The organism is Liquorilactobacillus mali KCTC 3596 = DSM 20444 (genome assembly GCF_000260415.1).
Classification (GTDB): Bacteria; Bacillota; Bacilli; order Lactobacillales; family Lactobacillaceae; genus Liquorilactobacillus; species Liquorilactobacillus mali.
Genome location: NZ_BACP01000026.1, coordinates 1 through 24,205 on the forward strand (window position 1 = coordinate 1; position 24,205 = coordinate 24,205).

23 protein-coding genes are annotated in these 24,205 nt (G+C 38.0%); 1 reads left to right on the forward strand and 22 read right to left on the reverse strand.

Annotated features, from left to right (window positions below; genetic code table 11):
- Nucleotides 1–234 precede the first annotated feature (234 nt).
- The 13 genes from GSM_RS03645 to rpsU form a co-directional block, all read right to left on the reverse strand.
- On the reverse strand, nucleotides 235–1,380 hold the full coding sequence (locus GSM_RS03645; protein ID WP_003690230.1) for a trans-sulfuration enzyme family protein: 1,146 nt from the start codon (nucleotides 1,378–1,380) through the stop codon (nucleotides 235–237).
- A gap of 15 nt (nucleotides 1,381–1,395) precedes the next feature.
- Entirely contained in the window at nucleotides 1,396–2,313 is a 918-nt protein-coding gene (locus GSM_RS03650) for a PLP-dependent cysteine synthase family protein (protein WP_003690228.1), read from the reverse strand.
- Nucleotides 2,314–2,584: 271 nt separating this feature from the next.
- Nucleotides 2,585–3,709, reverse strand: coding sequence for an RNA polymerase sigma factor RpoD (gene rpoD / locus GSM_RS03655; RefSeq protein WP_003690226.1), 1,125 nt, complete (start codon nucleotides 3,707–3,709; stop codon nucleotides 2,585–2,587).
- 11 nt (nucleotides 3,710–3,720) lie between these two features.
- Complete coding sequence (gene dnaG, locus GSM_RS03660; RefSeq protein ID WP_003690224.1) at nucleotides 3,721–5,568, reverse strand: DNA primase; 1,848 nt, start codon at nucleotides 5,566–5,568, stop codon at nucleotides 3,721–3,723.
- 301 nt (nucleotides 5,569–5,869) lie between these two features.
- On the reverse strand, nucleotides 5,870–7,945 hold the full coding sequence (gene glyS, locus GSM_RS03665) for a glycine--tRNA ligase subunit beta (RefSeq protein ID WP_010077820.1): 2,076 nt from the start codon (nucleotides 7,943–7,945) through the stop codon (nucleotides 5,870–5,872).
- A gap of 1 nt (nucleotide 7,946) precedes the next feature.
- Nucleotides 7,947–8,864, reverse strand: coding sequence for a glycine--tRNA ligase subunit alpha (gene glyQ / locus GSM_RS03670; protein WP_003690215.1), 918 nt, complete (start codon nucleotides 8,862–8,864; stop codon nucleotides 7,947–7,949).
- A 297-nt stretch (nucleotides 8,865–9,161) separates the two neighbouring features.
- Nucleotides 9,162–9,962, reverse strand: a complete 801-nt coding sequence (gene recO, locus GSM_RS03680; RefSeq protein ID WP_003690214.1) for a DNA repair protein RecO — start codon at nucleotides 9,960–9,962, stop codon at nucleotides 9,162–9,164.
- A gap of 32 nt (nucleotides 9,963–9,994) precedes the next feature.
- The gene (gene era / locus GSM_RS03685; protein WP_003690213.1) at nucleotides 9,995–10,897 is read right to left on the reverse strand and encodes a GTPase Era; all 903 of its coding nucleotides are present in this window, start codon (nucleotides 10,895–10,897) and stop codon (nucleotides 9,995–9,997) included.
- A gap of 12 nt (nucleotides 10,898–10,909) precedes the next feature.
- Complete coding sequence (locus GSM_RS03690) at nucleotides 10,910–11,311, reverse strand: diacylglycerol kinase family protein (RefSeq protein WP_003690211.1); 402 nt, start codon at nucleotides 11,309–11,311, stop codon at nucleotides 10,910–10,912.
- Nucleotides 11,295–11,774 carry an rRNA maturation RNase YbeY gene (gene ybeY, locus GSM_RS03695; protein WP_003690210.1) on the reverse strand — a complete coding sequence of 160 codons (480 nt, stop codon included), beginning with the start codon at nucleotides 11,772–11,774 and terminating at the stop codon, nucleotides 11,295–11,297. Before ybeY ends, GSM_RS03690 begins: the two co-directional genes overlap by 17 nt.
- A 4-nt stretch (nucleotides 11,775–11,778) precedes the next feature.
- On the reverse strand, nucleotides 11,779–12,756 hold the full coding sequence (locus GSM_RS03700; RefSeq protein WP_003690209.1) for a PhoH family protein: 978 nt from the start codon (nucleotides 12,754–12,756) through the stop codon (nucleotides 11,779–11,781).
- A gap of 464 nt (nucleotides 12,757–13,220) precedes the next feature.
- Nucleotides 13,221–13,664: a GatB/YqeY domain-containing protein gene (locus GSM_RS03705; RefSeq protein WP_003690208.1), complete on the reverse strand. Its 444-nt coding sequence runs from the start codon at nucleotides 13,662–13,664 to the stop codon at nucleotides 13,221–13,223.
- 22 nt (nucleotides 13,665–13,686) lie between these two features.
- On the reverse strand, nucleotides 13,687–13,872 hold the full coding sequence (gene rpsU / locus GSM_RS03710; protein WP_003690207.1) for a 30S ribosomal protein S21: 186 nt from the start codon (nucleotides 13,870–13,872) through the stop codon (nucleotides 13,687–13,689).
- 219 nt (nucleotides 13,873–14,091) lie between these two features.
- Here rpsU and GSM_RS03715 point away from each other — a divergent pair, with 219 nt between their 5' ends.
- The gene (locus GSM_RS03715; RefSeq protein WP_003690206.1) at nucleotides 14,092–14,901 is read left to right on the forward strand and encodes a pyruvate, water dikinase regulatory protein; all 810 of its coding nucleotides are present in this window, start codon (nucleotides 14,092–14,094) and stop codon (nucleotides 14,899–14,901) included.
- A 367-nt stretch (nucleotides 14,902–15,268) separates the two neighbouring features.
- On the opposite strand, the gene GSM_RS03720 is transcribed toward GSM_RS03715, so the two are convergent.
- The 9 genes from GSM_RS03720 to dtd all read right to left on the reverse strand — a co-directional run bounded on the left by GSM_RS03720 (nucleotide 15,269) and on the right by dtd (nucleotide 24,197).
- Nucleotides 15,269–16,171, reverse strand: a complete 903-nt coding sequence (locus tag GSM_RS03720) for a deoxyribonuclease IV (RefSeq protein ID WP_003690196.1) — start codon at nucleotides 16,169–16,171, stop codon at nucleotides 15,269–15,271.
- A gap of 19 nt (nucleotides 16,172–16,190) precedes the next feature.
- Nucleotides 16,191–17,066, reverse strand: coding sequence for a YitT family protein (locus GSM_RS03725; RefSeq protein ID WP_003690195.1), 876 nt, complete (start codon nucleotides 17,064–17,066; stop codon nucleotides 16,191–16,193).
- 33 nt (nucleotides 17,067–17,099) lie between these two features.
- The gene (gene msrA, locus GSM_RS03730; RefSeq protein WP_003690194.1) at nucleotides 17,100–17,618 is read right to left on the reverse strand and encodes a peptide-methionine (S)-S-oxide reductase MsrA; all 519 of its coding nucleotides are present in this window, start codon (nucleotides 17,616–17,618) and stop codon (nucleotides 17,100–17,102) included.
- Between the two features lie 165 nt (nucleotides 17,619–17,783).
- Nucleotides 17,784–19,544, reverse strand: coding sequence for an aspartate--tRNA ligase (gene aspS, locus GSM_RS03735; protein WP_003690193.1), 1,761 nt, complete (start codon nucleotides 19,542–19,544; stop codon nucleotides 17,784–17,786).
- Nucleotides 19,545–19,553: 9 nt separating this feature from the next.
- Nucleotides 19,554–20,855, reverse strand: coding sequence for a histidine--tRNA ligase (hisS, locus tag GSM_RS03740; RefSeq protein ID WP_003690192.1), 1,302 nt, complete (start codon nucleotides 20,853–20,855; stop codon nucleotides 19,554–19,556).
- Between the two features lie 303 nt (nucleotides 20,856–21,158).
- Complete coding sequence (locus GSM_RS03745) at nucleotides 21,159–22,016, reverse strand: N-acetylmuramoyl-L-alanine amidase family protein (protein WP_003690190.1); 858 nt, start codon at nucleotides 22,014–22,016, stop codon at nucleotides 21,159–21,161.
- A gap of 144 nt (nucleotides 22,017–22,160) precedes the next feature.
- Nucleotides 22,161–22,775, reverse strand: coding sequence for an HAD-IA family hydrolase (locus GSM_RS03750; protein ID WP_003690188.1), 615 nt, complete (start codon nucleotides 22,773–22,775; stop codon nucleotides 22,161–22,163).
- Nucleotides 22,776–22,790: 15 nt separating this feature from the next.
- A complete protein-coding gene (locus GSM_RS03755) occupies nucleotides 22,791–23,735 on the reverse strand; it encodes an alpha/beta hydrolase (protein ID WP_003690187.1) in 945 nt (314 codons plus the stop codon).
- 12 nt (nucleotides 23,736–23,747) lie between these two features.
- The gene (dtd, locus tag GSM_RS03760; RefSeq protein WP_003690186.1) at nucleotides 23,748–24,197 is read right to left on the reverse strand and encodes a D-aminoacyl-tRNA deacylase; all 450 of its coding nucleotides are present in this window, start codon (nucleotides 24,195–24,197) and stop codon (nucleotides 23,748–23,750) included.
- Nucleotides 24,198–24,205: the final 8 nt, after the last annotated feature.

Below are 24,205 nucleotides of genomic sequence, written 5' to 3' on the forward strand. Positions count from 1 at the left end.
CAATTTCTTGATATCTTGGATCTTGTGTTATTTGCCGATTTATGTCCTTATCAAATGGCATAATCAATGTCTTTGGTAAAATCGGCACTGCCTTCTCTAAATCACTTTCCCAAGGTGTAATCATTCCTTCACTAGCATCAAAATTCTCTAACAACATAGTATAACCCCCATAGCAGAACTAATTATTCAGTTGATGGTAACACAAATCCTAGTTGTTAACAATATCGATGAACATCACTTTACAGCGGCATTTAGTCCTCTTTGTAAATCATTTAGTAAATCTTCGGCCTGCTCAATTCCTACAGATAGTCGAATCAATTCATTTGAAATTCCATTTTCCAGCCGAATTTTCTCTGGTATGGAACCATGAGTCATTATTGCTGGGACCTCGACCAAGCTTTCAACTGAACCAAGACTCTCAGCAAGCGTGATTAATTGCAGCGATTCAATAAATTTCTTAACCGAAAGTCCTTTTTTTAGTTCAAAAGAAAGCATCCCGCCAAATCCATTCATTTGGCTCTTGACTACTGCAAAATCTGCAGAGGTTTCATCACCAGGATAATAAATTTTCGCAACTCGGTCATCGTCTTTTAAAAATTGATAAATTGCTTCAGCATTGCGCTGATGAGCGTCCATTCTAACTGCCAAGGTCTTAATCCCACGTTGCAGTAACCAGCTATCCTGCGGTCCTAAAATTCCACCAATTGCATTTTGCAAGTAACCTACCTGCTCAGCTAGATCCTGATTATTGACTACCACTAAGCCAGCTATCAAATCGCTATGTCCTCCCAAATACTTGGACGCACTATGCACAACAATATCTGCACCCAAGTCTAGTGGACGTTGAATGTACGGTGTTGCAAAGGTATTATCAACAATTGTCAATAAATCTTTTTCTTTTGCTAACTGCGATACTTTCTTGATATCAGTAATTCGCATTAAAGGATTCGTTGGTGTCTCAAGGTAAATTGCTTTCGTATTCTCTTTAATAGCTGCAGTAACCTCTGCAATATTACGTGTATCAACTGTTGTGAATGTCAAGCCAAGCCTTGTCAAAACTGTATTAATTAGTCTGAAGGTTCCACCATAAACATCGTTGCCTACAATAATATGATCACCTGCTGAAAAAAGTGTAAATACAGTGTGGATCGCAGCTGAACCTGATGCAAAAGCAAAAGCCGCAGTTCCATTTTCCAGATCACGAACCAAGTCTTCAACAGCTTCCCTAGTAGGATTACCTGTCCTTGAATATTCGTACGCTGGTGTCCCACCTAGTTCTTTTTGTGCGTATGTTGATGTTTGATAAATAGGTACAGTAACTGCACCTGTTGCTTTGTCTTGACTGATTCCACCATGGATTAACTTTGTATTAAATTTCATTTTTATTAACTCCCTTTAGTCATATATTTTTTGGCTTAAATAACGCTCACTGCTATCTGGAAAGACTGTTACGATGTTACTACCAGTTGGTAATTTCTCAGCTAATTTCAAGCTGGCTGCTAATGCTGCACCGCTTGAACTTCCAGCAAAGATACCATAATCCTTTGCAAGTTTCTTAACTAATTCAAATGCTTCCTGATCACTAATTGTATAAATATAATCAAGATTATTTTTTTCAAGAAATGGTGGAATAAATTCGACCCCGATTCCTTCTGTTCGATGAGCATGCTTTGGCCCGCCGTTTAAAATCGAGCCTTCAGGTTCAACAATGGCCGTTTTGATATTCTTGTCCTGTTCTTTGAAATACCTTGCCATACCAACGAATGTTCCACCACTACCAGCGCCGGCAACAAAACCATTAATCTGCAAGTCATTGTTTTTCATTTCATTATAAATCTCTGGAGCAATACTGTGATAATAGGCATCTGGATTATCCAGGTTTTCGAATTGCATGGGAACATAGCTGCCTTCAGTACTTGCCTCTAGTTCTCTTGCTTTTTTGATTGCACCTACAATACCATCTTCACTGGATGTATGTACGATCTTCGCCCCAAGAGCTCGCATTAGTGTCTGTTTTTCTTGGCTGAATTTTTCTGGGACAACAAGTATAGTTTTCATTCCATAATGCGATGCTGCCATTGCAACTCCAATACCGGTATTACCAGCAGTTGGTTCGATTACCGTCATTCCCTTTTTTAACTTGTTCTCTTTAATTGCCTGTTCAATCATATAAAAACCAAGCCGATCCTTGATACTTCCACCTGGATTAGTTGACTCAATTTTTGCAAAAATATGAGAACCGTTAGCAACATTAATGTTTAGTTCCAAAAGTGGTGTATTTCCTACTAATTCTTCAACAGTATGATAAATCATCGTAAATCCTCCTTATTTTTTGAAAAGAAAAAGGCACGAATCTTTATAAGATTCGCGCCTCAGCCTGGAAAGCTCTTCAAATGGAATTCTTCTTAACTTAACCTACAAAAAAGATTCCAGCCCAAAGTAGCCGTTTCATCCACACTAACACGCGGAATGAGACAGCAACATGCGTTATTCACCTTTTTAAAGTTAAGTGCAACCATTTGTCAAACCTCTTTTCTTGATAAATTGAATAATAAACCATCTGTTTCTAAAAAGCAAGTATATTTTATTCTAAAAAGTCTTTTAACTGTTTTGAACGTGAAGGATGGCGTAACTTACGTAATGCCTTTGCTTCGATTTGACGAATACGTTCACGTGTAACACCAAAGACCTTACCTACTTCCTCAAGGGTACGTGTACGACCATCATCTAAACCAAAGCGCAGACGCAATACATTCTCCTCACGATCAGTTAATGTATCAAGTACGCTCTCAAGCTGTTCCTTCAATAACTCATATGCTGCATGATCAGCGGGACTAGTAGCGTCGTGGTCTTCGATGAAGTCACCCAAATGCGAATCATCCTCTTCACCAATTGGCGTTTCTAGCGACACTGGTTCTTGCGCAATTTTCAAAATCTCACGAACTTTATCTGTTGGCATATCCATTTCAGCACCAATTTCTTCTGGCACTGGCTCACGTCCAAGGTCTTGTAGCATTTGTCTTTGAATTCTGATTAACTTATTAATTGTCTCAACCATATGAACCGGAATACGAATCGTACGAGCCTGATCCGCAATTGCACGCGTGATTGCCTGCCTAATCCACCATGTCGCGTAAGTAGAGAACTTGAATCCCTTGCGATAATCGAATTTTTCAACAGCCTTCATTAGTCCCATATTGCCTTCTTGAATAAGATCAAGAAAAGACATTCCACGACCAACATAACGTTTAGCGATCGAAACAACTAAACGTAAATTAGCCTCAGCCAATCGTTGTTTTGATTCTTCATTACCTTCTTCAATCTTCAACGCTAAAGCAACCTCTTCATCAGCCGTCAACAAATTTACGCGTCCAATTTCCTTAAGGTACATTCTAACTGGGTCATTAATCTTAACCCCAGCAGGTGCCGATACATTCTTTTCACTTGATGCCTTTTCAGCAACGCTCGAAGCGGCTTTTAAACTATGCTCACTTGGTTCACCTTTTTCATCTACAACTGAAATGCCAGAATCTTCAAGTTTCTGAATAAGTTCATCCATCTGACCTGAATCCAAGCTATAGGGAGTAACTATTTTCTCACTCAAATCATCATAGTTAATTTCTTTTTGTGCCTTATATTCTTTAATTAACTCATTCACGGCTTTAGTATATGCTGCACTTTCAGTTCCTTTATTTACGTTCTCTGCCATGTTGGGCCTCCTTATAATGATGCAGATTTATTCGTTTGCTGCTGTTGAAGTAATGATACCAGTTTTATTGTTAAACTAGTAACAAGTTCATTATTATTAATTTTTTTTGCATCTGCTATTTTATGCTTTATTTCAGCAATGGACTGTTCAAGTGGCGACTCCTTGCTTATCACATTCATACAGTCTTCAAATTCCTCGTCACTTGATTCCAAAGCGTAATTATCCAATTCAAGACTTACAACAAGCTGTCTAGCCCGTTCGTTATCCAAAAAATCAAGAAATCTAGCAGTCTCATATTCAGGATACGCATTAAAATATCCTTCTGAAATAGTGTAAACTAACTGATAATCATCATGAACAAACGAAAAGTCCGTATAATTTCTCAGTCTAATCCGCGTATTCTGTTCATGTAATATCCGATATAATAAGAGTCTTTCTGCACGTTCAATTCGCGAATATTTCTGTGAATTAGCAGTACTCATGCTGCCAAAAGACCTTAGATTGCTCTCTTTAGCAGCTCTGAATTGTTTTTGAGGCTTGAACTTTCCGATATACTCACGCAACTGTAACTTCAAGCTATCCTTTTCGAGTGAAAAACGGCTTGCTAATTGATTAAGATATAAATCCTGTTCCACCGGTGATTCGATAACTGCCAATTTCTGCATCACATCTGCAATATATGCAAGTTGGTCACTCTCATTTGCTAAGTTCCGATTTTGCTGATAATGCCGCATGTAAAAAGCAATCTTCGTCTCATGTGCATCGGATATCAGTTGCTCAAAAGCAGTTTCACCATACTTTTGTACATATTCATCAGGATCTAATTTTTCAGGGATTCTGATTACTCCCAATTTTAATTTGGTTACAGGTTCAAGCAATTCTAATGCACGTGCTATCGCATTTTGACCAGCCTCATCACCATCATAACACAGAAATAATTCATTCGTGGTTCTTTCAAGCAGATAAATTTGTTCATTAGTTAAACTTGTTCCCATAGAAGCAATTCCGTTTTTTACACCAGAACGATAAGCCGCCAAAACATCCATGAATCCCTCGAACAAAATAGCAAACTTTTTTTGCCTAATTTCACTTTTAGCCTTATCAAAATTGAAAAGGACCTTCCGCTTATTAAAAAGCTCTGTCTCGGGACTATTTAAATACTTAGGCTGCTTATCATCCTTATGCAATAAGCGCCCCGAAAAAGCGATGGTAGATCCCTGAGCATCTCTAATTGGAAACAAAACACGATTACGAAAGCGATCATTCATGGTTCCATCGCTATATTCAACAAAAAGTCCAGATTTTCTCAGTAATTCGCCGGCTACTTTACGTTCCTTAAAGAAAGCTGTGAGTATTGCTTTTTCAGGTGCATATCCCAGATTGAACTCATTGATGATATCATCGTTTAAGCCCCGCTCATGCAAATAACTCAAAGCCTCTTCACCAATTTGAGTATTAATCAAGATGTGATGGTAAAGTTGAGCCGCATCCGCATGAACCTTCTTTAGCTTTCTCGAATTGGACGATTCTCCATCTGAAGAATCAAAATCATGCAGAATTTCCTTATCAATTTCAATATTACCCAGTTCAGCAACTTTCAAAACTGCCTCAGGGAAGCTAACATTTTCAATCTCCATGATGAATTTAAAAACATTCCCGCCTCTATGGCACGAGAAACAATGGAAAATCTGTTTTTCTTCTGATACTGAAAAAGACGGTGTTTTTTCTTCATGAAAAGGACAAAGACCAAATAAATTTCTGCCTGATTTGCTTAATTGCACATACTGCCCCACAATATCGACAATATTAACATTGTTTCTGACATTTTCAATCACCTGTTCAGGTATTCGTTGGCTCACAAAATCACCTCACTTAACTCTCCCAGTACACCGCAATATCAATCACCTAAAAAACAGATTTAAAGAAATAATACCGATTGATTTTCATTAATCAACCGGCTATTTTTCGTATAAAATACTCTAAAAAGAATCATTTACAATTATACAATAATAAGGACAAAAATCAAAGAATAAAGAAATTTCGATTAAAATCAGTTACTTCAAGTTTCTGCTTTTGGCATTAAGGTATTGTCTCAAAAATTAGGCTTTGCTTTGATCACCCTGTTTATTCAATATAGATATGTTCCATAGTCAATCAGCTTTACTTAACGTTTAATTTCGTTAAGTCTCCCAACTTGTAGGCAAATGAAGCATACAAACTTAGCTGATACAAACGATTATTACGGATATCTGCATCTTTTGCCATTACCATTGTTTCATCAAAGTAATTGTTAATAACAACACGCATCCCTCGTAATACTTGGAATATTTCCTCAACATTATTGAAATTCTTTTCCTCCATTTCAGCCACTCTATCTGCGAAAACTTTCTCAGCATCATTTTCAAATAATTCAGGTTTAAGCTGAACATCTGCTGCCAAATCCGCTTTTTTAGCAAGTCGCAAGACACGCGTGGTCGCTTCGACTGTATCCTTGAAGTCTTTATCATTGCTATGAACTTTAAGAACCCTGGCTGCCTCAAGCATTTCCTTAAAACCATTTGTTGTTTTAGCCGTTACTGTTTCAATCACGTCAAAATTATAATGCTGTACTTCAAGCATTTTCTTAATTCGTTCGACAATGAAAGTCGTAACTTCTGCTTCTGTATCAGCAGGACTAATCTTTCGATATAGTTCAGGATTTGCTGCCGCATTTTTTTCTACAACGTTGAATAACTGGACTGCAGATAATGACCAATTTTGATCCATCACTATCCTAGCTATCCCAGCGGCTTGGCGTCGAAGTGCATAAGGATCATTTGACCCAGTTGGAATCATTCCTGCCGCAAAAAATGCCGCTATACTATCAAGCTTATCAGCAACTGCTAATAGGGCTCCGACAGTTGTTTGCGGAAGTTCACCTTCCGCAGAAATTGGCATGTAATGTTCCTTGATTGCTGTCGCAACTTCTGGCTTCTCGCCCATTATAAGTGCATACTTTTCACCCATTACACCTTGTAATTCTGAAAATTCACCGACCATTCCCGTTACCAGATCAAACTTATAAATTTGTGCAGCACGCTTCAAGTTAGACTTACTCTCTTCATCAAAACCCAAGTAATCTGCAAGAATAGCACTTAGTAACTGCACACGTTCCATTTTTTCAAAAGTTGTTCCAATCTTGTCATGGAACATAACTTTCTTTAGACGTTCAACATAATCTGCAATTGAATTTTTTTGATCTTCATGGAAAAAGAATGCAGCATCTTCAAGTCGTGCGGTCAAAACCTTTTCATTTCCTGCAATCACAGTGTCAATATGGTCTTTTACACCATTTCTAACAGAAACAAAATTAGGTAATAGTTTTCCATTTTCATCTTGCACATAGAAGAAACGTTGATGATCTTTCATCGAAGTAATCAAAACTTCATCAGGGATCTCCAGATATTTTCTGTCAAAACTGCCAGCAAAAACAGTTGGATACTCAACTAAGTTATTAACCTCTTCTAGCAAGTCATCATCAACAATGATCTTCCAGTCATTCTTAGCAGCTAGATCCTTAATCTGTTGAACAATCAGGTTCTTTCTTTCCTGACTATCAGCAATCACATATTCTGAGACAAGTGCCTTAGGATATTCATCAGCATTTTTTATCGTAACATCATTGCCCAAGAAACGATGTCCTTTCGTAACATTACTGGACTTCACATCCAAAATACTGAATGGTACAACTTCATTATCCAATAAGGCAATGATCCATTTTAAAGGGCGTACGAATTTAAAATCATTACTGCCCCAACGCATCATTGTAGGAAATACCATCGCAGTAATCGCATTTTTAACACCACTAAGAATCTCAATTGCTTTTTTACCAGCAATGAATTTGTTTACATAAGCATATTCAACACCCTTTAATTCTTTGAAGAAAATATCATCAGGCGTCATCCCCTGACCACGAGAAAAACCAATTGCGGCCTTAGACCAGTTACCCTCAGCATCTTGTGCAATCTTTCGAGCCGGTCCCTTTGCTTCCTCTTCAATATCTGCTTGTTGATCAGCCAGATTCAAAACTTTAACTGCCAGTCGACGAGGTGTCGAAAATGTTTCAATATGCTCAAAAGACAAACGTTGTTCCTTTAGAAATGAACTGACACGTTCTGTTAGTTGTTGCGCACTTGGAGTTACAACATGTGCTGGAATTTCTTCTAGGCCAATCTCTAATAGAAATGTATGGGTCATATTATTTGTCCTCCTTTAATAAACTTTGGCGCAACTTTTCATCCTTAATCAATGGAAATCCTAATTTTTTGCGCTCCGCTACGAATGCTTTTGCTACATCTTTTGCCATGTTTCTAATGCGTGCTAAATAACCAGCACGCTCTGTCACAGAAACGGCACCTCTTGCATCTAACAGATTAAAAGTGTGGCTGCATTTCAAGATGTAATCGTATGCAGGATGAACGAGTCCATTTTTAATCTGTTTCTTAGCTTCCTCTTCATATGTATCAAAGAAGTTAAACAACATTTCTTGGTTACTCTTTTCAAATGAATACTTTGAATGTTCATATTCAGGTTCGCTAAATATATCGCCATACTTAACACCATCTGCCCATTCTAATTCAAAAACAGAATTAACATCTTGAATATATGACGATAGACGTTCCAAGCCATACGTAACTTCGGCTGCAACGGGACGCACCTCAAGCCCACCAACTTGTTGGAAGTAAGTGAACTGTGTGATCTCCATTCCATCTAGCCAAACTTCCCAACCAACACCGGCACAACCCATTGAGGGATTTTCCCAATTGTCTTCAACAAAACGAATATCATGCTCCTTAGGATCGAGTCCCAATGCGCGTAAACTATCAAGATAGAGTTCCTGAATATTGGAAGGTGATGGTTTCATGATTACTTGGAATTGGTGATGTTGATACAGACGGTTTGGATTTTCACCATAGCGGCCATCTGCCGGTCTTCTAGATGGTTCAACGTAAGCTGCATTCCATGGTTCTGGTCCAATTGCACGTAAAAATGTATATGGACTCATCGTTCCTGCACCCTTCTCAGTATCATAGGATTGCATCAACATACATCCTTGTTTTGACCAAAATTGCTGCAAGGTCAAGATAATATCTTGTAAAGCTAACTTCTTTGACATATTCTTCCTCCTAATTTTACTATTTAGCTACTGAATAGTCTGGACACAAAAAAGCCTATGCGACCACAATCAGTGGTTACATAGGGACGACTTTCTATTAATCGCGGTTCCACCCTACTTCTAGCATAGCTAGCAGCTTCATTCATGTTATGAAGATTCCAAAAACGCCAATGTCAAGCTTTTCCTTGTCCGCTTACACTATCCGAACTCGCTGCTGAGCAAACTACCAGACACCCTTTTTCATCATTACCTTCACATTTATCTACCAAGTAAGAATAGTCGTTTATTTGTGTTTTGTCAATCCTTAGTTTGTTCATCCTGTGAATTACATAGTATCTCCTTCGGCCATTTTCCCATCTCATCAATAAAATGCTTAGCCTTGATGTTAAGACCGACCTCATTATTATATATTTGATCAAGAGCTGCCCGCAAATTCTTTTTGGTATCATCTTTAACGCTAATATTGCCAATCTTTAAGATATCAACTGCGCTAAACTGTCTCAAAAAGAAAATGGTTCTTTTATCCAAGTGCATTCTCTGTGGATCCATATTCCAATGTTTCTGGCACAATAGACCACCTAGACTCTGTGAAAAATCGAATTCACCCTGATTTTCAGCACAAACCACACAATTAACTAGATTTGGCTTGACACCAAAAAAGCCAAGCATTTGCACTTCAACCATGTTTGTAAGAATCGCTGCATCAATTCCGCTATCAATTGCCTTCAACACGTGTACTAACTTTTCATACCAGATGTTCAATGGAACAGCATCCCCAAAAGCAGCCTCACCAAGTCCAAGGACATACGAAGCATAAGCATTCAACACGATATCATTGCAGATAGTTTGAAACTGCTTAACTTCTTTCACTGCAGAGATAAAAGAAAGTCCACTATCATTGATAGTTCCAATAAAAGTCGCTGAAGTAAATGGCAAGATAGCAGCAGCTAACTTAAAACCCCGTTTTCGTGCACCTCTCACAAAAAACATTTTGAATCCATAGTGATCTGTTAAAATTTTAACCAGCATATCCCGCTCACGGTAATCCTTGCGATAGACAACGACTCCGGAAAATTCAGCCATTTTAGTGGTGCCCACGGATTTCACCTCGGTATTTCTAAAACTATCTTTTAATAATCATCTTGTTTATAACCAAGCGCTTGTAAATCAGCCTTCTTGTCTTTCCAGTTAGGTTGCACCTTTACCCAAAGCTCAAGATAAATTTTATCACCAAGCATTGCTTCAATTTCCTTACGGGCTCTTGTTCCAATTGTCTTAAGCATTTTGCCGCCCTTACCAATCAAAATACCCTTTTGCGATGAGCGCTCAACAATAATGGTTGCTTGTACTAATACTTTCTCCTCATTTTCGCGTCTGATTCGTTCAACAATCACCGCTACAGAGTGAGGAACCTCTTCGTGAGTCAAATCTAAGACTTGTTCACGAATCAATTCACCCGCAATAAAACGTTCTGGATGATCAGTTACCTGATCATCCGGATAAAATTGCGGGCCTTCCGGAAGTACATTACTGATTGCACTGACCAATTCTGGACAATTAATTCCCTGCAATGCAGAAATAGGATAAACCTCAGCAAAATCCAAATCCTTGCGATAACTATCAACGATTCCCAAAAGTGCATCTGGATGAATTTTATCAATCTTGTTGATCACCAAGAAAATCGGCTGCTTAACCTGTTTCAACCGCTTAATGATAAATTCGTCTCCGCGTCCTTTTTTCTCAGTTGCATTAACCATAAATACCACAGCATCAACTTCATTCAAAGTTGATAATGCTGATTCAACCATGAAATCTCCCAAACGACTGTGCGGTTTGTGGATCCCTGGGGTATCGATAAATACAATTTGTGTATCATCAGTTGTATAGATTCCTTGAATCTTGTTTCTTGTTGTTTGTGCCTTATCACTCATAATCGCTATTTTTTCACCAATTACTTGATTCAAAAAAGTCGACTTGCCAACGTTTGGCCGCCCGATTATTGCAATAAAACCAGAATGTTTTTTTGTTTGCATTTAATATCCTTTCTAAGAAAAAAATACATGCCATAAATAAGGTAAGAAAATTATGAGTCCGACAATTAAGGAAAACAAAGAGGCAACTAAGACAGCTCCGGAAGCAATGTCTTTTGCTTTTTTTGCTAACTTATTACTTTGATTTCCAACGATTAGATCAACAATATTTTCTATTGCAGTATTAATCAGTTCACATACTAAAACAATGGTGATACTCAAACCCAGCCATAGCCATTCCATCACTGTGACCCTAAAGACTAAGCCAGCAAGTAGCACTAAAATTGTCATGATAGAATGAAAACGCAGATTGCGTTCCTCTTTCCAAGCCGTCTTCAATCCTTGACATGCATGACAAAAAGATACCCAAAAATGATGATGTTTCCACTTCGCAGCACGTTTATTTTTTAAGTCCATAGGCATCCAAAATCTCACGTTGTAATCCAAACATAACTTCTTCATCTTCCTTGCGCATATGATCATATCCATTCAAATGCAAAAAGCCATGAACAACTAAGAATCCAAGCTCTCGTTCTTCAGAATGTTCAAGATATTCCGCTTGCTCCTTGACTTTATCCATTGAAACCATAATATCACCGATATTTTTGGGAACGTCGAACTCTTCATCATCAGGTAAAATTATTGGTACATCATCCTCACTAGTTTCCTCAATCGCAAAACTAATAACATCAGTCGGTTTGTCAACACCACGATACTTCTTATTTATTTCATGTATCCGCGCGTTATCCATTAAAGTAACTGACATTTCTGTATTATCAGGTAGCTTAATGTATTTTCCTGCATAATTCAATACATTCTTCACCAGTTCAATTCTTTCTTCAGAAACTTTATCAGTTTCATCAAAAATCTCTAAATCCATTAGTTTAACCCTCTTCTTCACCTTGTTTTGAATATGCATCAATGATTTCTGCAACCACAGGATGACGTACAATATCAGCCGCGTCAAAATTGACAAAACTAATATGTGGTCGTCCCACTAAAATTTTCTCCGCATCTATGAGTCCACTTTGACTGTGTCCCTTAGGCAAATCAATTTGTGTCTTATCACCATTAACAACCATTTTGGATCCGAATCCAAGTCTTGTAAGAAACATTTTCATTTGTGCTCTTGTCGTATTTTGTGCTTCATCAAGAATTACAAAAGCATTTTCAAGAGTACGCCCACGCATGTAGGCGAGTGGTGCAATTTCAATGACTCCACGATCCAACAAACGTTCAGTATGCTCCTTACCCAAAACACTGTAAAGGGCATCGTAAACAGGTCGCAGATACGGATCAACCTTTTCTTTCAAGTCCCCAGGTAAAAAGCCAAGGGACTCCCCAGCTTCAACCGCTGGTCTTGTTAGGATGATTCGTTCAACTTTATTCTTTTTTAATGCAGCCACTGCCATTACAACAGCTAAAAATGTTTTACCTGTCCCGGCAGGTCCAATTCCAAAAACCAGGTCATTATTAGTGATAGCCTGCACATATTGACGCTGACCATAATTCTTAACCCTGATCGGTTTCTTCTTTTGGTCTCTCAAAAGTATATCGGTGTACAAATCCTGAAAATATGTTAACGTACCACGATTAGCCATCTTAATAGCTGATAGGACATCCGTACTACTAACTGCAACACCTTGACTAAGCAACTCACTCAATTGTTTCAAAATCGCAATCGTCTTATCAACTGCCTCTGACGAACCGCTAATCTTGATAATTTCGCCAAAAGGCTTTACAACAACCTCTTCACTTTCTTCGAGCAACTTGATGTACTTATCATGAGTACCCAATAATGCAACACTTTGTTGTGGATCTTCTAACCTGAATTCTTTTTCAACTAATTGTTCTTCCGTCAATCCGCATGGGCTCCTTCAAATAACCATATTATGCTTAAATCATAGCATAAATCCATTATCTAATAAAGTCTACTAATCCATCTAGGTAAAGGATAACCAATATAAAAAATATCGCTGTGAATGACAGGTAAAAAGAAGATTGTTGTGTAGAGCACAAAACTTCAAATATCACTTTAAAAATTAAGAATTATGCAATATGTTTATCCGGAATAAATAGAGAAACTGGTTCAAAATATAACTTTTAACTCAGCTTTTTTTCACTCCTTTATACTAATAAACAAGTGCCTCATTATCACAACAAACATAATACCGTTTTTCGTTTGAATTTACTTGTGCCGCTCATCCCTCATCAAAGCCTATTTTACAATAATACTTACTTAATCCTATCCAAATTATTCAAACCACGAAAAAAGATTGTACCAAAACCAAAGTTTTAGTACAACCCTCTCTACGACCTATATTAATTAGTTTAACAATGATTTTACAACTGAGTTAACAATCTTCCCATCAGCTTGACCCTTGAGTTTAGGCATAACTGCGCCCATTACCTTACCGAAATCAGCCTTAGATGTTGCTCCAACCTGTCGAATCGTTTCTTCAACAATAGACTTTACATCGTCCTCACTAAGCTGCTCCGGCAAATAACGTTCGACAATCTCGATTTCCTTCTCAAGTGCAGGAACTAAATCGGTTCGGCCAGCTGATGTAAACTCATCAACTGAATCCTTACGTTGCTTTAGTTCACGAGACAAGACACTAACTTCTTCATCAGAGGTCAAAGTATGACCAACCTTAATCTGTTCATTAGTAACCGCAGCTTTCAACATGCGGACAGTACTTAAGGTTTCTTTATCGTGAGCCTTCATCGCAGTTTTTAAATCATTATTCAATGAATCAAGTAAGCTCATCAGTTCTACCCCTCCTTAGGAATTAGAAACGACGTTTATTCTTACGCTTTCTTGCTGCTTCTGACTTCTTCTTACGTTTCACACTTGGCTTCTCGTAAAATTCACGCTTACGGTATTCTTGTAAAGTACCTGTTTTTGAAACGGTGCGTTTGAAGCGACGAAGAGCATCATCAAGAGATTCGTTTTTACGAACGACTGTCTTTGACATATTGTTTCCCTCCCTCCGAGCTTTAAAGTAACCGCCTAATCTTGTATAAATACACAAATTTAATAACAGTTCCTAACTATTATACATAAACGTTGACAAACCGTCAATACACCAAATTTAATATCTTAAAAAACACTGAAATCGTTTCCTTTACGTACATTATACTCATAATGTATAATCAAGGATAGTAGCATTTACTAAACTTAAGGGGAATTTATGATGACAAAAGATAAGAAAATGGCTATTTTTGTAATTTCGGACTCACTTGGCGAAACTGGTAATAATTTGGCCGAAGCCGCTACTGTACAATTTCCAAACGTAGAATTTGAATATCATCGTTTTCCATTAATAAAAACAACTTCACTTTTGGCAGGAATCCTCGAACAAGCAAAGAGGATGGATGCTTTTGTTGTACACACGCTCGTCGGAGAAGGATTAGCCTCCTATGTCAACGACTATTGTGAAAAAAATAAACTGTTTGTGCTGGATGGAATGTCAAAGATTATCAATACGATTGAATCAAAAACTGGTGAGATTCCTTTATATCAATCTGGAAGAAATCATAAATTAAACAAAAACTACTTCAATCGCATCGAGGCTCTGGAATTTGCCGTTACCTACGATGATGGAAAGGACCCTGCAGGCTTTGAGAAGGCCGATATTGTCCTCTTAGGGGTTTCTAGAACATCAAAGACGCCGTTATCACTTTATTTGGCTAATAAGAATTACCGCGTTGCTAATCTTCCGCTTGTTCCAAAGGCCGGTATTCCTGACGAAATTTGGAAGGTTGATCCCAAAAAGATTTTTGGTCTAACTAATGATCCAACAGTCCTCAACAATATCCGCCGTGAGCGCATGATTACCTATGGACTGAATCCAGATACAAATTATTCTAACATGGAAAATATTGAAGCTGAATTGTCATACGCAAACGAACTCTATAAGAAGATTGGTTGCCTAATTATCAATGTCTCAAATAAGTCAATCGAGGAAACTGCAACCTTAATTATAGAGAGTCTACCCCGCTAGCTTTTGATTTACCAATTATAAAAAAATTTGCATAATTGCATGTATCTTTCTTTATTGCCAAAAAGGGGCTGAGTCAAAAGTTAGATTTTGAACCAGCTCCTTTATTTATTCCAAATAAACATGTTCCATGAGTCAAAATTTGCTGTCTGACCTCGAATTACTCATAGCAAATTACTCGCTATGTTCGTAATTTTTTGTTAGTACTCAAATTTTACCGACTTATGTCACACTCCCCTTTTATTTTCATATAAATGTACTTCACAAACCCAAATCTTCCATCATACTTAAATTGCTTGCAACGAAGAACATGCTATGCTTGTAAGTTCCCATTAGTTCTCAATTTTTTCGCCTTATGCAGTACTCTTGTCTATTGTTTACCCTTTTGTGCAAACACTTTTTCTTGCATTTGAGGATCAAAAGTCTGCTTTTCAAACATTTTAATCTCAAAACCATATGGAGCAAACTGGTTCTTCTTGTCGGGTCCGACATACGGAGTTTCCATAATCTTTGGTATGTTAACCAATGCTTCATGATGAACGATGTAATTCAATGCTTCAAAACCAATCGTGCCAAATCCAATGTTTTCATGACGATCCTTATGTGCTCCCATTTCGTTCTTCGAATCATTCACGTGAACAACTTTTAACCGGTCAAGCCCAATTATCTTATCAAATTGATTCAAGACACCATCAAAATCTTCCTTGACATTGTATCCCGCATCATTTGTATGGCAAGTATCAAAAGTAACTGACAACTTTTCATTGTATGTTACACCTGAAATTATCTGCTCAATTTCTTCAAATGTTCTGCCGACCTCAGTCCCTTTACCAGCCATTGTTTCAATTGCAATTTGAAGTGTTTGTTTAGGGGTAATAACTTCATTAAGTCCCTTTATAATATTTGCGATTGCGGCATCTGCTCCCGCTCCAACATGTGCTCCTGGATGGAAAGTCATTTGTGGTGCTCCAAGTGCCTCAGCACGTTCAACCTCTGCTCTAAGAAAATCAACTGCAAAAGCAAAATTCTCGGGCTTTTTAGTATTGCCAAGATTAATGATATAAGGTGCATGAACAACAATATTACCCAAATTATGCTCTTCCATGTATTCATGTCCAGCTTCAATATTCATTTCTGAAATAGGTTTTCTTCTAGTATTTTGTGGTGCTCCAGTATAAATCATGAAGGTAGATGCCCCGTATGATTCAGCCTCTTTAGCTGATCCAAGAAGCATATCTTTTCCCTTCATTCCAACATGTGATCCAATTAGCATTTTAATCCTCCTCTTAAGTCTAAGGCTCAGGTTCATAAAAATGACCCATTATTTGTACATTTTCAGAAATACTTACAAATGCATATGGATCAGACTCTTCCATTGCAGCTTTTAAATCTGCTTGTTCATATCTTGAAATAACAGTAAACAAAATTGATTTTTCATCATGTCGATAGGCACCTTCAGCACCATGTACAATTGTAATTCCTCGCCTCATGTGGCTCTGAATGCAGTCAACAACACTCTTAGGCTTGTTAGTAACAATCATCACCTGCATCTTCTGCTGACGAGTATAAACCATATCCATAACACGCGCATTAATTACGATTCCCAACGCTGAATAGAATGCATAGGGCCAGCCATAAACAGCTCCTGCTGCCAATACTATAAACGCATTGAATATCATATTGATTGTTCCAATACTCTTACCTGTTTTCTTGCGTAGAGTCAACCCAATAATATCCAGACCGCCAGTTGAAATACCATTTTTAAGAGCTAATCCCGTACCAAATCCATTGATTGCAGCTCCAAAAATTGCACAAATTATCGGATCTGTTGTCAACGTAATTGGTTTCAACGACTTAATCATGATACTTGAACAGACAACCGCCAAAAAAGTAAAAAAGGTAAAACGATGTCCAATATTCATCCAAGCAATCAAAAACAGTGGTAAGTTCAACAGCAAAAGAAGTATCGCAGTTGATAAATGTACTGGCCCGTACTGACGTGTGAGAGTCTCAATCAACTGTGCCAATCCCGTAACACCAGACGAATAAATCTTACCAGGTGTCCAAAAGAAATTCATCGCAATCGAAACTAAGATCCCATAAATAAATGCTGTAGAAGCACGCGCAACATATTGATGTCTTTTCCATATTCGCTGAAATTCATCCATTTAGTTTTCTCAATTCTCCTCTTGATTAAATAATTATGAAAAATGATTCTTATATTCCATTCTGCCGATTTCTTCCATTGCAAAGCGCTCCGGGTTTTTCTTATAGAAATCCTGATGATACTCCTCAGCCTTGTAGAATGGTTTAGCATCTTCAATCAACGTAACAATTGGCTTATCGTACTTTCCGCTTTTTGCGAGTTTTTCCCGTGAAGCAAGTGCAATTTTCTTTTGCTCTTTATTTTTTGTAAATATTACTGGACGATAGTTATCCCCACGATCTTGGAATTGTCCCATCGCATCTGTAGGATCTGTCTGCTGCCAATAGATTTCTACTAACTTCTCATACGAAACAACAGTTGGATCAAAAGTTATTTCAACTGCCTCCGTGTGACCAGTAGTATGTGAACAAACCTGCTCATAAGTAGGATTGGGAACATGTCCCCCTGTATATCCTGAAACCACTTTAATAATTCCAGGATATTCATCAAATGGTTTTACCATACACCAGAAACAACCACCAGCAAATATTGCTGTATCAATCTTTTTGCTCATTAAAATTCCTCCTAGTAAACATGTCAAATATAAAATAAACTAATTATTTTTATACTTCAAGTGTTAGTACTCCTAATTATGCTTTTAAAAAGATAATTTGTAAAATAATTTACCGATAAAAAGAGCTGTGACAAAACGATTCTTTTGTGACAGCCCTGATATTAATTAATCTTCTGTTGTTTCTAGATGTAATTCGTCTAATTGTTTTGGTGCAACCGTACTTGGTGCATTCGTAAGTGGTTCGGATGCTTTAGAATTCTTTGGAAATGCGATAACTTCACGAATATTATCACGTTTAGCTAACAGCATTGCAAAACGGTCCAAGCCAATTGCTAATCCGCCATGAGGTGGAAAACCATAATCAAGCGCATCGATGAAGAAACCAAATTGTTCCTCAGCCTTCTCCTTTGTAAATCCTAATGCTTTAAACATTTTTTCTTGAACATCCCGTTGATGAATACGAATTGAACCACCGCCCAATTCATAACCGTTCAACACAATATCATAGCTCTGTGCGTGTGCCTTGTGTGGGTCGGTCTCTAACAAAGCAACATCTTCTTCATTAGGCATTGTGAATGGATGATGAGCTGCAATGTATCTATGGAAGTCCTCGCTATACTCGAATAATGGCCAATCAACGACCCACAAGAAGGCAAACTTACTTTCGTCAATCATGTCTAATTCCTTAGCAATACTCGTACGTAAATATCCTAATGAAGCAGCAACAACATCCTTAGTATCTGCTACAAACAAGATTAAGTCTCCCATTTTGGCTTCTGCTGCTTCGCAAAGGGTAGTAACACTTTCATTGAAAAACTTAGCAATAGGTCCAGAAAAACCATCTTCAGTTACTTTTAACCAGGCCATTCCTTTTGCACCAAAGCGTTTGATGTAGTCCTGCTTGGCATCAAGTTCTTTGCGAGAGTATTTGTCTGCTCCACCTGGTACAGCAATTGCCTTGACCTGCCCACCGTTTTCAAGTGTGTTTTTGAATACCTTGAAGTCAACGTCTTTGACTGCATCCGCCATGTTCTTCAATTCCATCCCAAAGCGTACATCTGGTTTATCTGAGCCAAAACGATCCATTGCTTCATTCCAAGTAATCCGCTTAAGGGGAAGTTCGATATCAATGTCCAGCGTATCCTTCATAACACGCTTCAATAATCCTTCTGTCAAATCTTGAATTTCTTCAGCTGTCATAAATGAAGTTTCCAAGTCAACCTGAGTAAACTCTGGCTGACGGTCCCCACGCAAATCTTCATCACGGAAACAACGTGCAATTTGGTAATAACGATCAAATCCAGCACCCATCAATAATTGTTTGAATAACTGTGGTGACTGTGGAAGTGCATAAAAATGTCCTGGATAAACACGGGAAGGCACAAGGTAATCACGTGCTCCTTCAGGTGTTGACTTTGTCAGATATGGCGTTTCAATATCAATAAATTTATTTTCATCAAGATAGCGATGAATTGATTGCGTAATCTTGCTGCGAAGAATCAAACCCTGCTGCATTTCTGGACGACGTAAATCAAGATAGCGATACTTCAGGCGCAAATCGTCTGCAACATTGATCCCATCTTCAATATAAAATGGTGGTGTCTTTGCCTTATTCAGAAGATTGATTTCATGAATTTCAACTTCAAACTTACCTGTCGCCATTTTGGGATTAATTGCATCTTTTGCACGATTTACGACCTTACCAGTAACTTCAATTACATATTCGCTGCGTAATTCATCAGCTACCTTAAGAGCAGCCTCGTCAAAAGCTTGGCTAAATACTAATTGAACGATTCCTTCACGGTCTCTTAGGTCAATAAAAATCAAATTACCAAGGTCACGACGTTTTTGAACCCAGCCTTTTAAAGTGACTTCTTTACCCAAAAATGATTCATCTACTAATCCACAATAAACTGTTCTTTTCATAGTTATTTACTATTCTCCCTTTACAGAGTTGAAGTTTCGTATAACTTCACCAAAATTTGTTTGAATATCTGAAAGACTGACTGCAATTTCCTGACCACTTGTCATTTCTTTCAAATTTGCCTTGCCTGTTGTTAGTTCTTCTTCACCAACCGTAAGTGTGTACTTGGCACCCAATCGACTAGCTGCCTTGAATTGTCCCTTGGGTTTGCGATCCAAATAGTCACGTTCTGCACTAAAACCTGCTTTGCGAATTGCATGAACAAGTTTCATTGTTCCAGAAAGAGTCTCTTCTCCAATTCCAACTATATAAACATCTAAACCATTATCGGGTTTCAGATTGATTCCTTCAGCATCCAAAACCAATAATAGGCGTTCCACACCAAGGCCAAAACCAATCCCCGGTGTTTCCGGTCCGCCTAATTGCTCAACAAGGCCATTGTACCGGCCACCGGCACATACTGTTGTCCATTTGCCACCAAAGGCTTTCGAGTTACTCATAATTTCAAAAATCGTGTGATTATAATAATCAAGGCCACGAACCATATTTGAATCAATCTCATATGATATTCCTAATGTATCAAGCAACATCTTGACTTTATCAAAATGCTGCTGTGCATCAGGTGTTAAATAATCAAGAATATCGGGTGCATCTGCAACAATTTTCTGATCATTTTGATCTTTACTATCAAGAACACGTAGTGGATTCTTGTGAAGTCGTTCTTTTGAATCATCACTTAACTGCGTCTCGAATGGTTCAAGATACTCAACCAGAGCATTGCGATAATTCGTCCGAGACTCAATATCACCTAATGTATTGATTGCAAGTTTCAAATTTTTCAAGCCGAAGCTGTGCAAGAGTTCAACGGCCATTGACATCACTTCAACATCTAAAGCTGGATTATCAACTCCAAATGCTTCGACCCCAATTTGATGAAACTCTCTTAATCTACCAGCCTGCGGACGTTCATAACGAAACATCGGTCCCATGTAGAATGTCTTAAACGGTTTTTGAATCTCTGGTCCATATAATTTATTTTCAACGTACGCACGTACCACTCCCGCAGTTCCTTCAGGACGCAGTGTAATGTGCCGATCTCCCTTATCAAAGAAATCGTACATTTCCTTTGTAACAATGTCCGAAGTTTCACCCGATGTGCGAGAAAAGACTTCAAAACTTTCAAATATTGGTGTACGGATTTCATTATAACGGTATTTGTTAAACAGCTTACGTGCTTTTTCTTCAACACTTTGCCATTTTTCAGATTCTCCAGGGATAATATCTGTCGTACCCTTTGGACGTTGATATTTCATTACTTACTCCTCCTAAATCATTTTTACATTTTGACGAAAAAAAACCTTGCCGAAGAAATTCGACAAGGGTGCAATCAGCACGGTACCACCTTAACTAGCTACTCATTGGATAACGTTCCACAACGGTATGCATTTGTGCATACACCTAAGAAGTGTCTTTCGCTGATTATCTTAGTGAAGCTCTCACCAACCGCCCACTCTCTGCTTAAGAATCTTCAGCTACTCCTCTTCCATTCGGTTCTAATATACTGTTACAAACATACTTTATTTTTACTATAAAGTCAAGATACACAGTCAAAATAACTAATTTTCAAAATACTTTGTCAAACCTGTCACAACGTCTGATGAAATTGTATTTTGATAAGAATTGGATTTGATTTGTGCAAAATCCCGATCACTGTTAATATAACCCATTTCTAGCAATATTGCTGGAAACTCATTATCCCGAATAACTTGAAAGTTACCTACATCAATTCCACGATTGTCTAAACTCAGTGTATTAAATTCTGAGTTTATAGTCTTGGCTAGGCGATAAGATAATTTTTGATGGTAGTAATATGTAGTAACTCCTGAAGCATCATTCGCAACCGGTGAGGAATCAAAATGAAAACTAATGAAAGCATCGGCATGAACCTTGTTTGAGAGTTCAGCCCTAGCGGCCAGCCCCACATATTTATTTGAATCTCTAGTCATATAAACTTTTGCACCCTTCGCACGGAGTTTTGCGACTACTTTGCGTGCAACTTTCAAAGTGTATGTCTTCTCCATCTTACCGGTTGTAGACAATGCCCCAGAATCCGCCCCACCGTGTCCTGGATCAATTACAATCGTAGCATCTGAAACATTGCTAATCTTATTACGATATTTCTTTGGAACACTCCAATCAGCGATCCAACCAAATTTATTGTTTGCATCTTTGATATAAATCCAGTGATACTTTTTCCGAATTATTGTGACCCTTTGCTCTTTTTTTAGCGTACTTTTACTCGAATACTCAATACCTGGTCCACTTCTCAAGGCAGTTTTCGGTGTCACAATGGTTACTTGCTGCAGGTATTCAAATGTTTTAGCAGACAATATTAGAGCAAGAACAACTACAATTGCCAGTAAAATTAAGTTACTTCTATTTTCATATATAAAAGATTTGTTTTGCTTTTTCATCAGCAGTTCCCCATCAATCAAAATTACCCTTTATTATAACAGAATACTCGTTTTTTTTGAAACTGTTCAAAAGATGCACTCATAAAACAAACACATAAAAAATAAAAAAAGAGTAACTTTACCTAAATTACTCAATTCCTGAAATTATATTATCTCACTTATTCTTGCAACTCGCTTATCACAGATTACAGATTCATCAATCAAGTTATCTGGATCAAATAAATAACCCTGCATCTCAGCATTATGACCTGCTTCTACATCAAGGACCCGATCACCAATCATAACCGCTTCTTTTCGATTAATTGAGAAAAGATCACATAAATGTAGTAAGGACTCCGGATCAGGTTTTCTGGGAAAGTTATCTTCAGAAGTTACAAAACCAGTAAAAAGTGCAAATAAACCATCTTTTTTCAATAATTTCAGTGAACTTCTATCCCTGTGTGTTAATAAGAAGTTTCGACCACCTGAGGAAGTTATTTTTTGACAAACCTCTTCAACACCAGCAAATGGTTGCGCATTTCTAGAAGCATTGTTTTCGTGAACATGATAACTTGCCTTAATTTTTTGTTGCAGCTCCGCCGAAATATCCAAAAAATATTCCCCGAAAGTTCTGCCAACCGAATATTTTCGCATTTTCCGATAAACATCTCGACTATCAACAACGATACCGTTTTCTTCAAAAGCAGCTACGAAAGAAGCAACCATCCCTGGATAGGTATCATAAAGTGTTCCATCAAAGTCCCATATAAAATCCTTCACAGTACCTTCACCTTTCTACCTTCTCTTAATCCAATCGACAGCAGTATTCATTGCCAGACGACATGTATTTGTCTTATCCAGTGCATTATGTACCATAAATTCATGAATGGTTCCTTGGAACCTAATTTGTGTTACATCTCCCCCTGCATCACGCATCTTACGTGCAAAGGCTTCTGCTTCATCTCGAACAACATCAGCTTCAGCAGTAATTATCAATGTTTCTGGTAAATTGCCAAGCATCTTAAAATCAGCCTGCAAAGGAGAAATACTGCTGTTTTGTGCATCAGTGACAAGTGCTAAGTATTGCTCCCACGACCACTTCATCTGTTCACGAGTCAAGTCGTAACCCCCAGCAAATTGATGATATGAATTTGTATCAAAAGCTGCATTCATTACTGGGCAAAGCAACAAAATCTTATAAATTTTTTGCCCTGCAATCCGATGGACACGATAAGCCAGACAGGTCGCCAGAGTTCCTCCTGAATCATCTCCAGATAACATTATCCGTGACAAATCCAATGGGAATTGTCTTGCCAATTCAGGAAGCCGTTGGTAAACTTCTTCTAATTCAGTAAGTGCTGTAGGTGCCTTTGCTTCAGGTGCCAGTGAATACTCAGGAAAGATAACCGCAACATGTGCCCGGCAAGCCAGTTCTCGTACAATTTTATTATGTGTTGCGATACCGCCTGAAATAAATTGACCACCATGGACATAAAAGAGTATCGGAACTCTTTCATTTTCAATATCTGGCGGCAAAACTATATGAACTTGAATATCGTCAGAACCGTTTACTGCCAAAGACCTTTTTTCAATTACTGCTTCATGCAAATAGACTTGTGTCCTTTGCTCTAATTCAAAACGTTCACGAATTACTTTAACCCCAAAAGTAGTCGGCACAAAAACATTTTCTCTTTTTTGGCTGAACTCTTGAGCTTCCTTTTCCAATGAAATTAGACGCAATAGACTCTCCCCCTATTTGAGATTATCTGTATCATAAATGATAGTTACTGGACCGTCATTCGTCAGTGCCACTTGCATATCAGCACCAAAGACTCCTTCTCTAACAACTATTCCCTCTTGACTCAAGGCCTTATTGAAAACCACATAGTTTTTCTTCGCCTCTTCTGGATTCTGTGCCGCAGTGAAACTTGGTCGGTTACCCTTTTTCAAAGCCGCATATAAGGTAAACTGCGAGATAGACAGAATCTCCCCTTGGACCTGAGCAATTCTGAGATTCATTTTGCCTTCAGAATCAGAAAAAACGCGCAGTTGACTGATCTTATGAACTAAGTACTTGATCTCATCAGCCCCATCACCTTCTTCAAAACCAACAAACAGTAAAAAACCATTAGATATTTTGTTATACAATCTATTATTGATTGTAACACTTGCTTGACTAACTCTTTGCACTACGACTCTCACTAGCTAGC

What these genes read in the sequence shown, in the direction of transcription:
- GSM_RS03715 (WP_003690206.1), top strand. Translation starts at nt 14,092, where the DNA reads ATGACAAAAGATAAGAAAATGGCTATTTTTGTAATTTCGGACTCACTT.
- GSM_RS03745 (WP_003690190.1), bottom strand. Translation starts at nt 22,016, where the DNA reads ATGAAAAAGCAAAACAAATCTTTTATATATGAAAATAGAAGTAACTTA.
- hisS (WP_003690192.1), bottom strand. Translation starts at nt 20,855, where the DNA reads ATGAAATATCAACGTCCAAAGGGTACGACAGATATTATCCCTGGAGAA.
- glyQ (WP_003690215.1), bottom strand. Translation starts at nt 8,864, where the DNA reads ATGTCAAAGAAGTTAGCTTTACAAGATATTATCTTGACCTTGCAGCAA.
- aspS (WP_003690193.1), bottom strand. Translation starts at nt 19,544, where the DNA reads ATGAAAAGAACAGTTTATTGTGGATTAGTAGATGAATCATTTTTGGGT.
- era (WP_003690213.1), bottom strand. Translation starts at nt 10,897, where the DNA reads ATGCAAACAAAAAAACATTCTGGTTTTATTGCAATAATCGGGCGGCCA.
- ybeY (WP_003690210.1), bottom strand. Translation starts at nt 11,774, where the DNA reads ATGGATTTAGAGATTTTTGATGAAACTGATAAAGTTTCTGAAGAAAGA.
- glyS (WP_010077820.1), bottom strand. Translation starts at nt 7,945, where the DNA reads ATGACCCATACATTTCTATTAGAGATTGGCCTAGAAGAAATTCCAGCA.
- GSM_RS03720 (WP_003690196.1), bottom strand. Translation starts at nt 16,171, where the DNA reads ATGCTAATTGGATCACATGTTGGAATGAAGGGAAAAGATATGCTTCTT.
- msrA (WP_003690194.1), bottom strand. Translation starts at nt 17,618, where the DNA reads ATGAGCAAAAAGATTGATACAGCAATATTTGCTGGTGGTTGTTTCTGG.
- GSM_RS03645 (WP_003690230.1), bottom strand. Translation starts at nt 1,380, where the DNA reads ATGAAATTTAATACAAAGTTAATCCATGGTGGAATCAGTCAAGACAAA.
- GSM_RS03725 (WP_003690195.1), bottom strand. Translation starts at nt 17,066, where the DNA reads ATGGATGAATTTCAGCGAATATGGAAAAGACATCAATATGTTGCGCGT.
- GSM_RS03650 (WP_003690228.1), bottom strand. Translation starts at nt 2,313, where the DNA reads ATGATTTATCATACTGTTGAAGAATTAGTAGGAAATACACCACTTTTG.
- rpoD (WP_003690226.1), bottom strand. Translation starts at nt 3,709, where the DNA reads ATGGCAGAGAACGTAAATAAAGGAACTGAAAGTGCAGCATATACTAAA.
- GSM_RS03690 (WP_003690211.1), bottom strand. Translation starts at nt 11,311, where the DNA reads ATGGACTTAAAAAATAAACGTGCTGCGAAGTGGAAACATCATCATTTT.
- rpsU (WP_003690207.1), bottom strand. Translation starts at nt 13,872, where the DNA reads ATGTCAAAGACAGTCGTTCGTAAAAACGAATCTCTTGATGATGCTCTT.
- GSM_RS03705 (WP_003690208.1), bottom strand. Translation starts at nt 13,664, where the DNA reads ATGAGCTTACTTGATTCATTGAATAATGATTTAAAAACTGCGATGAAG.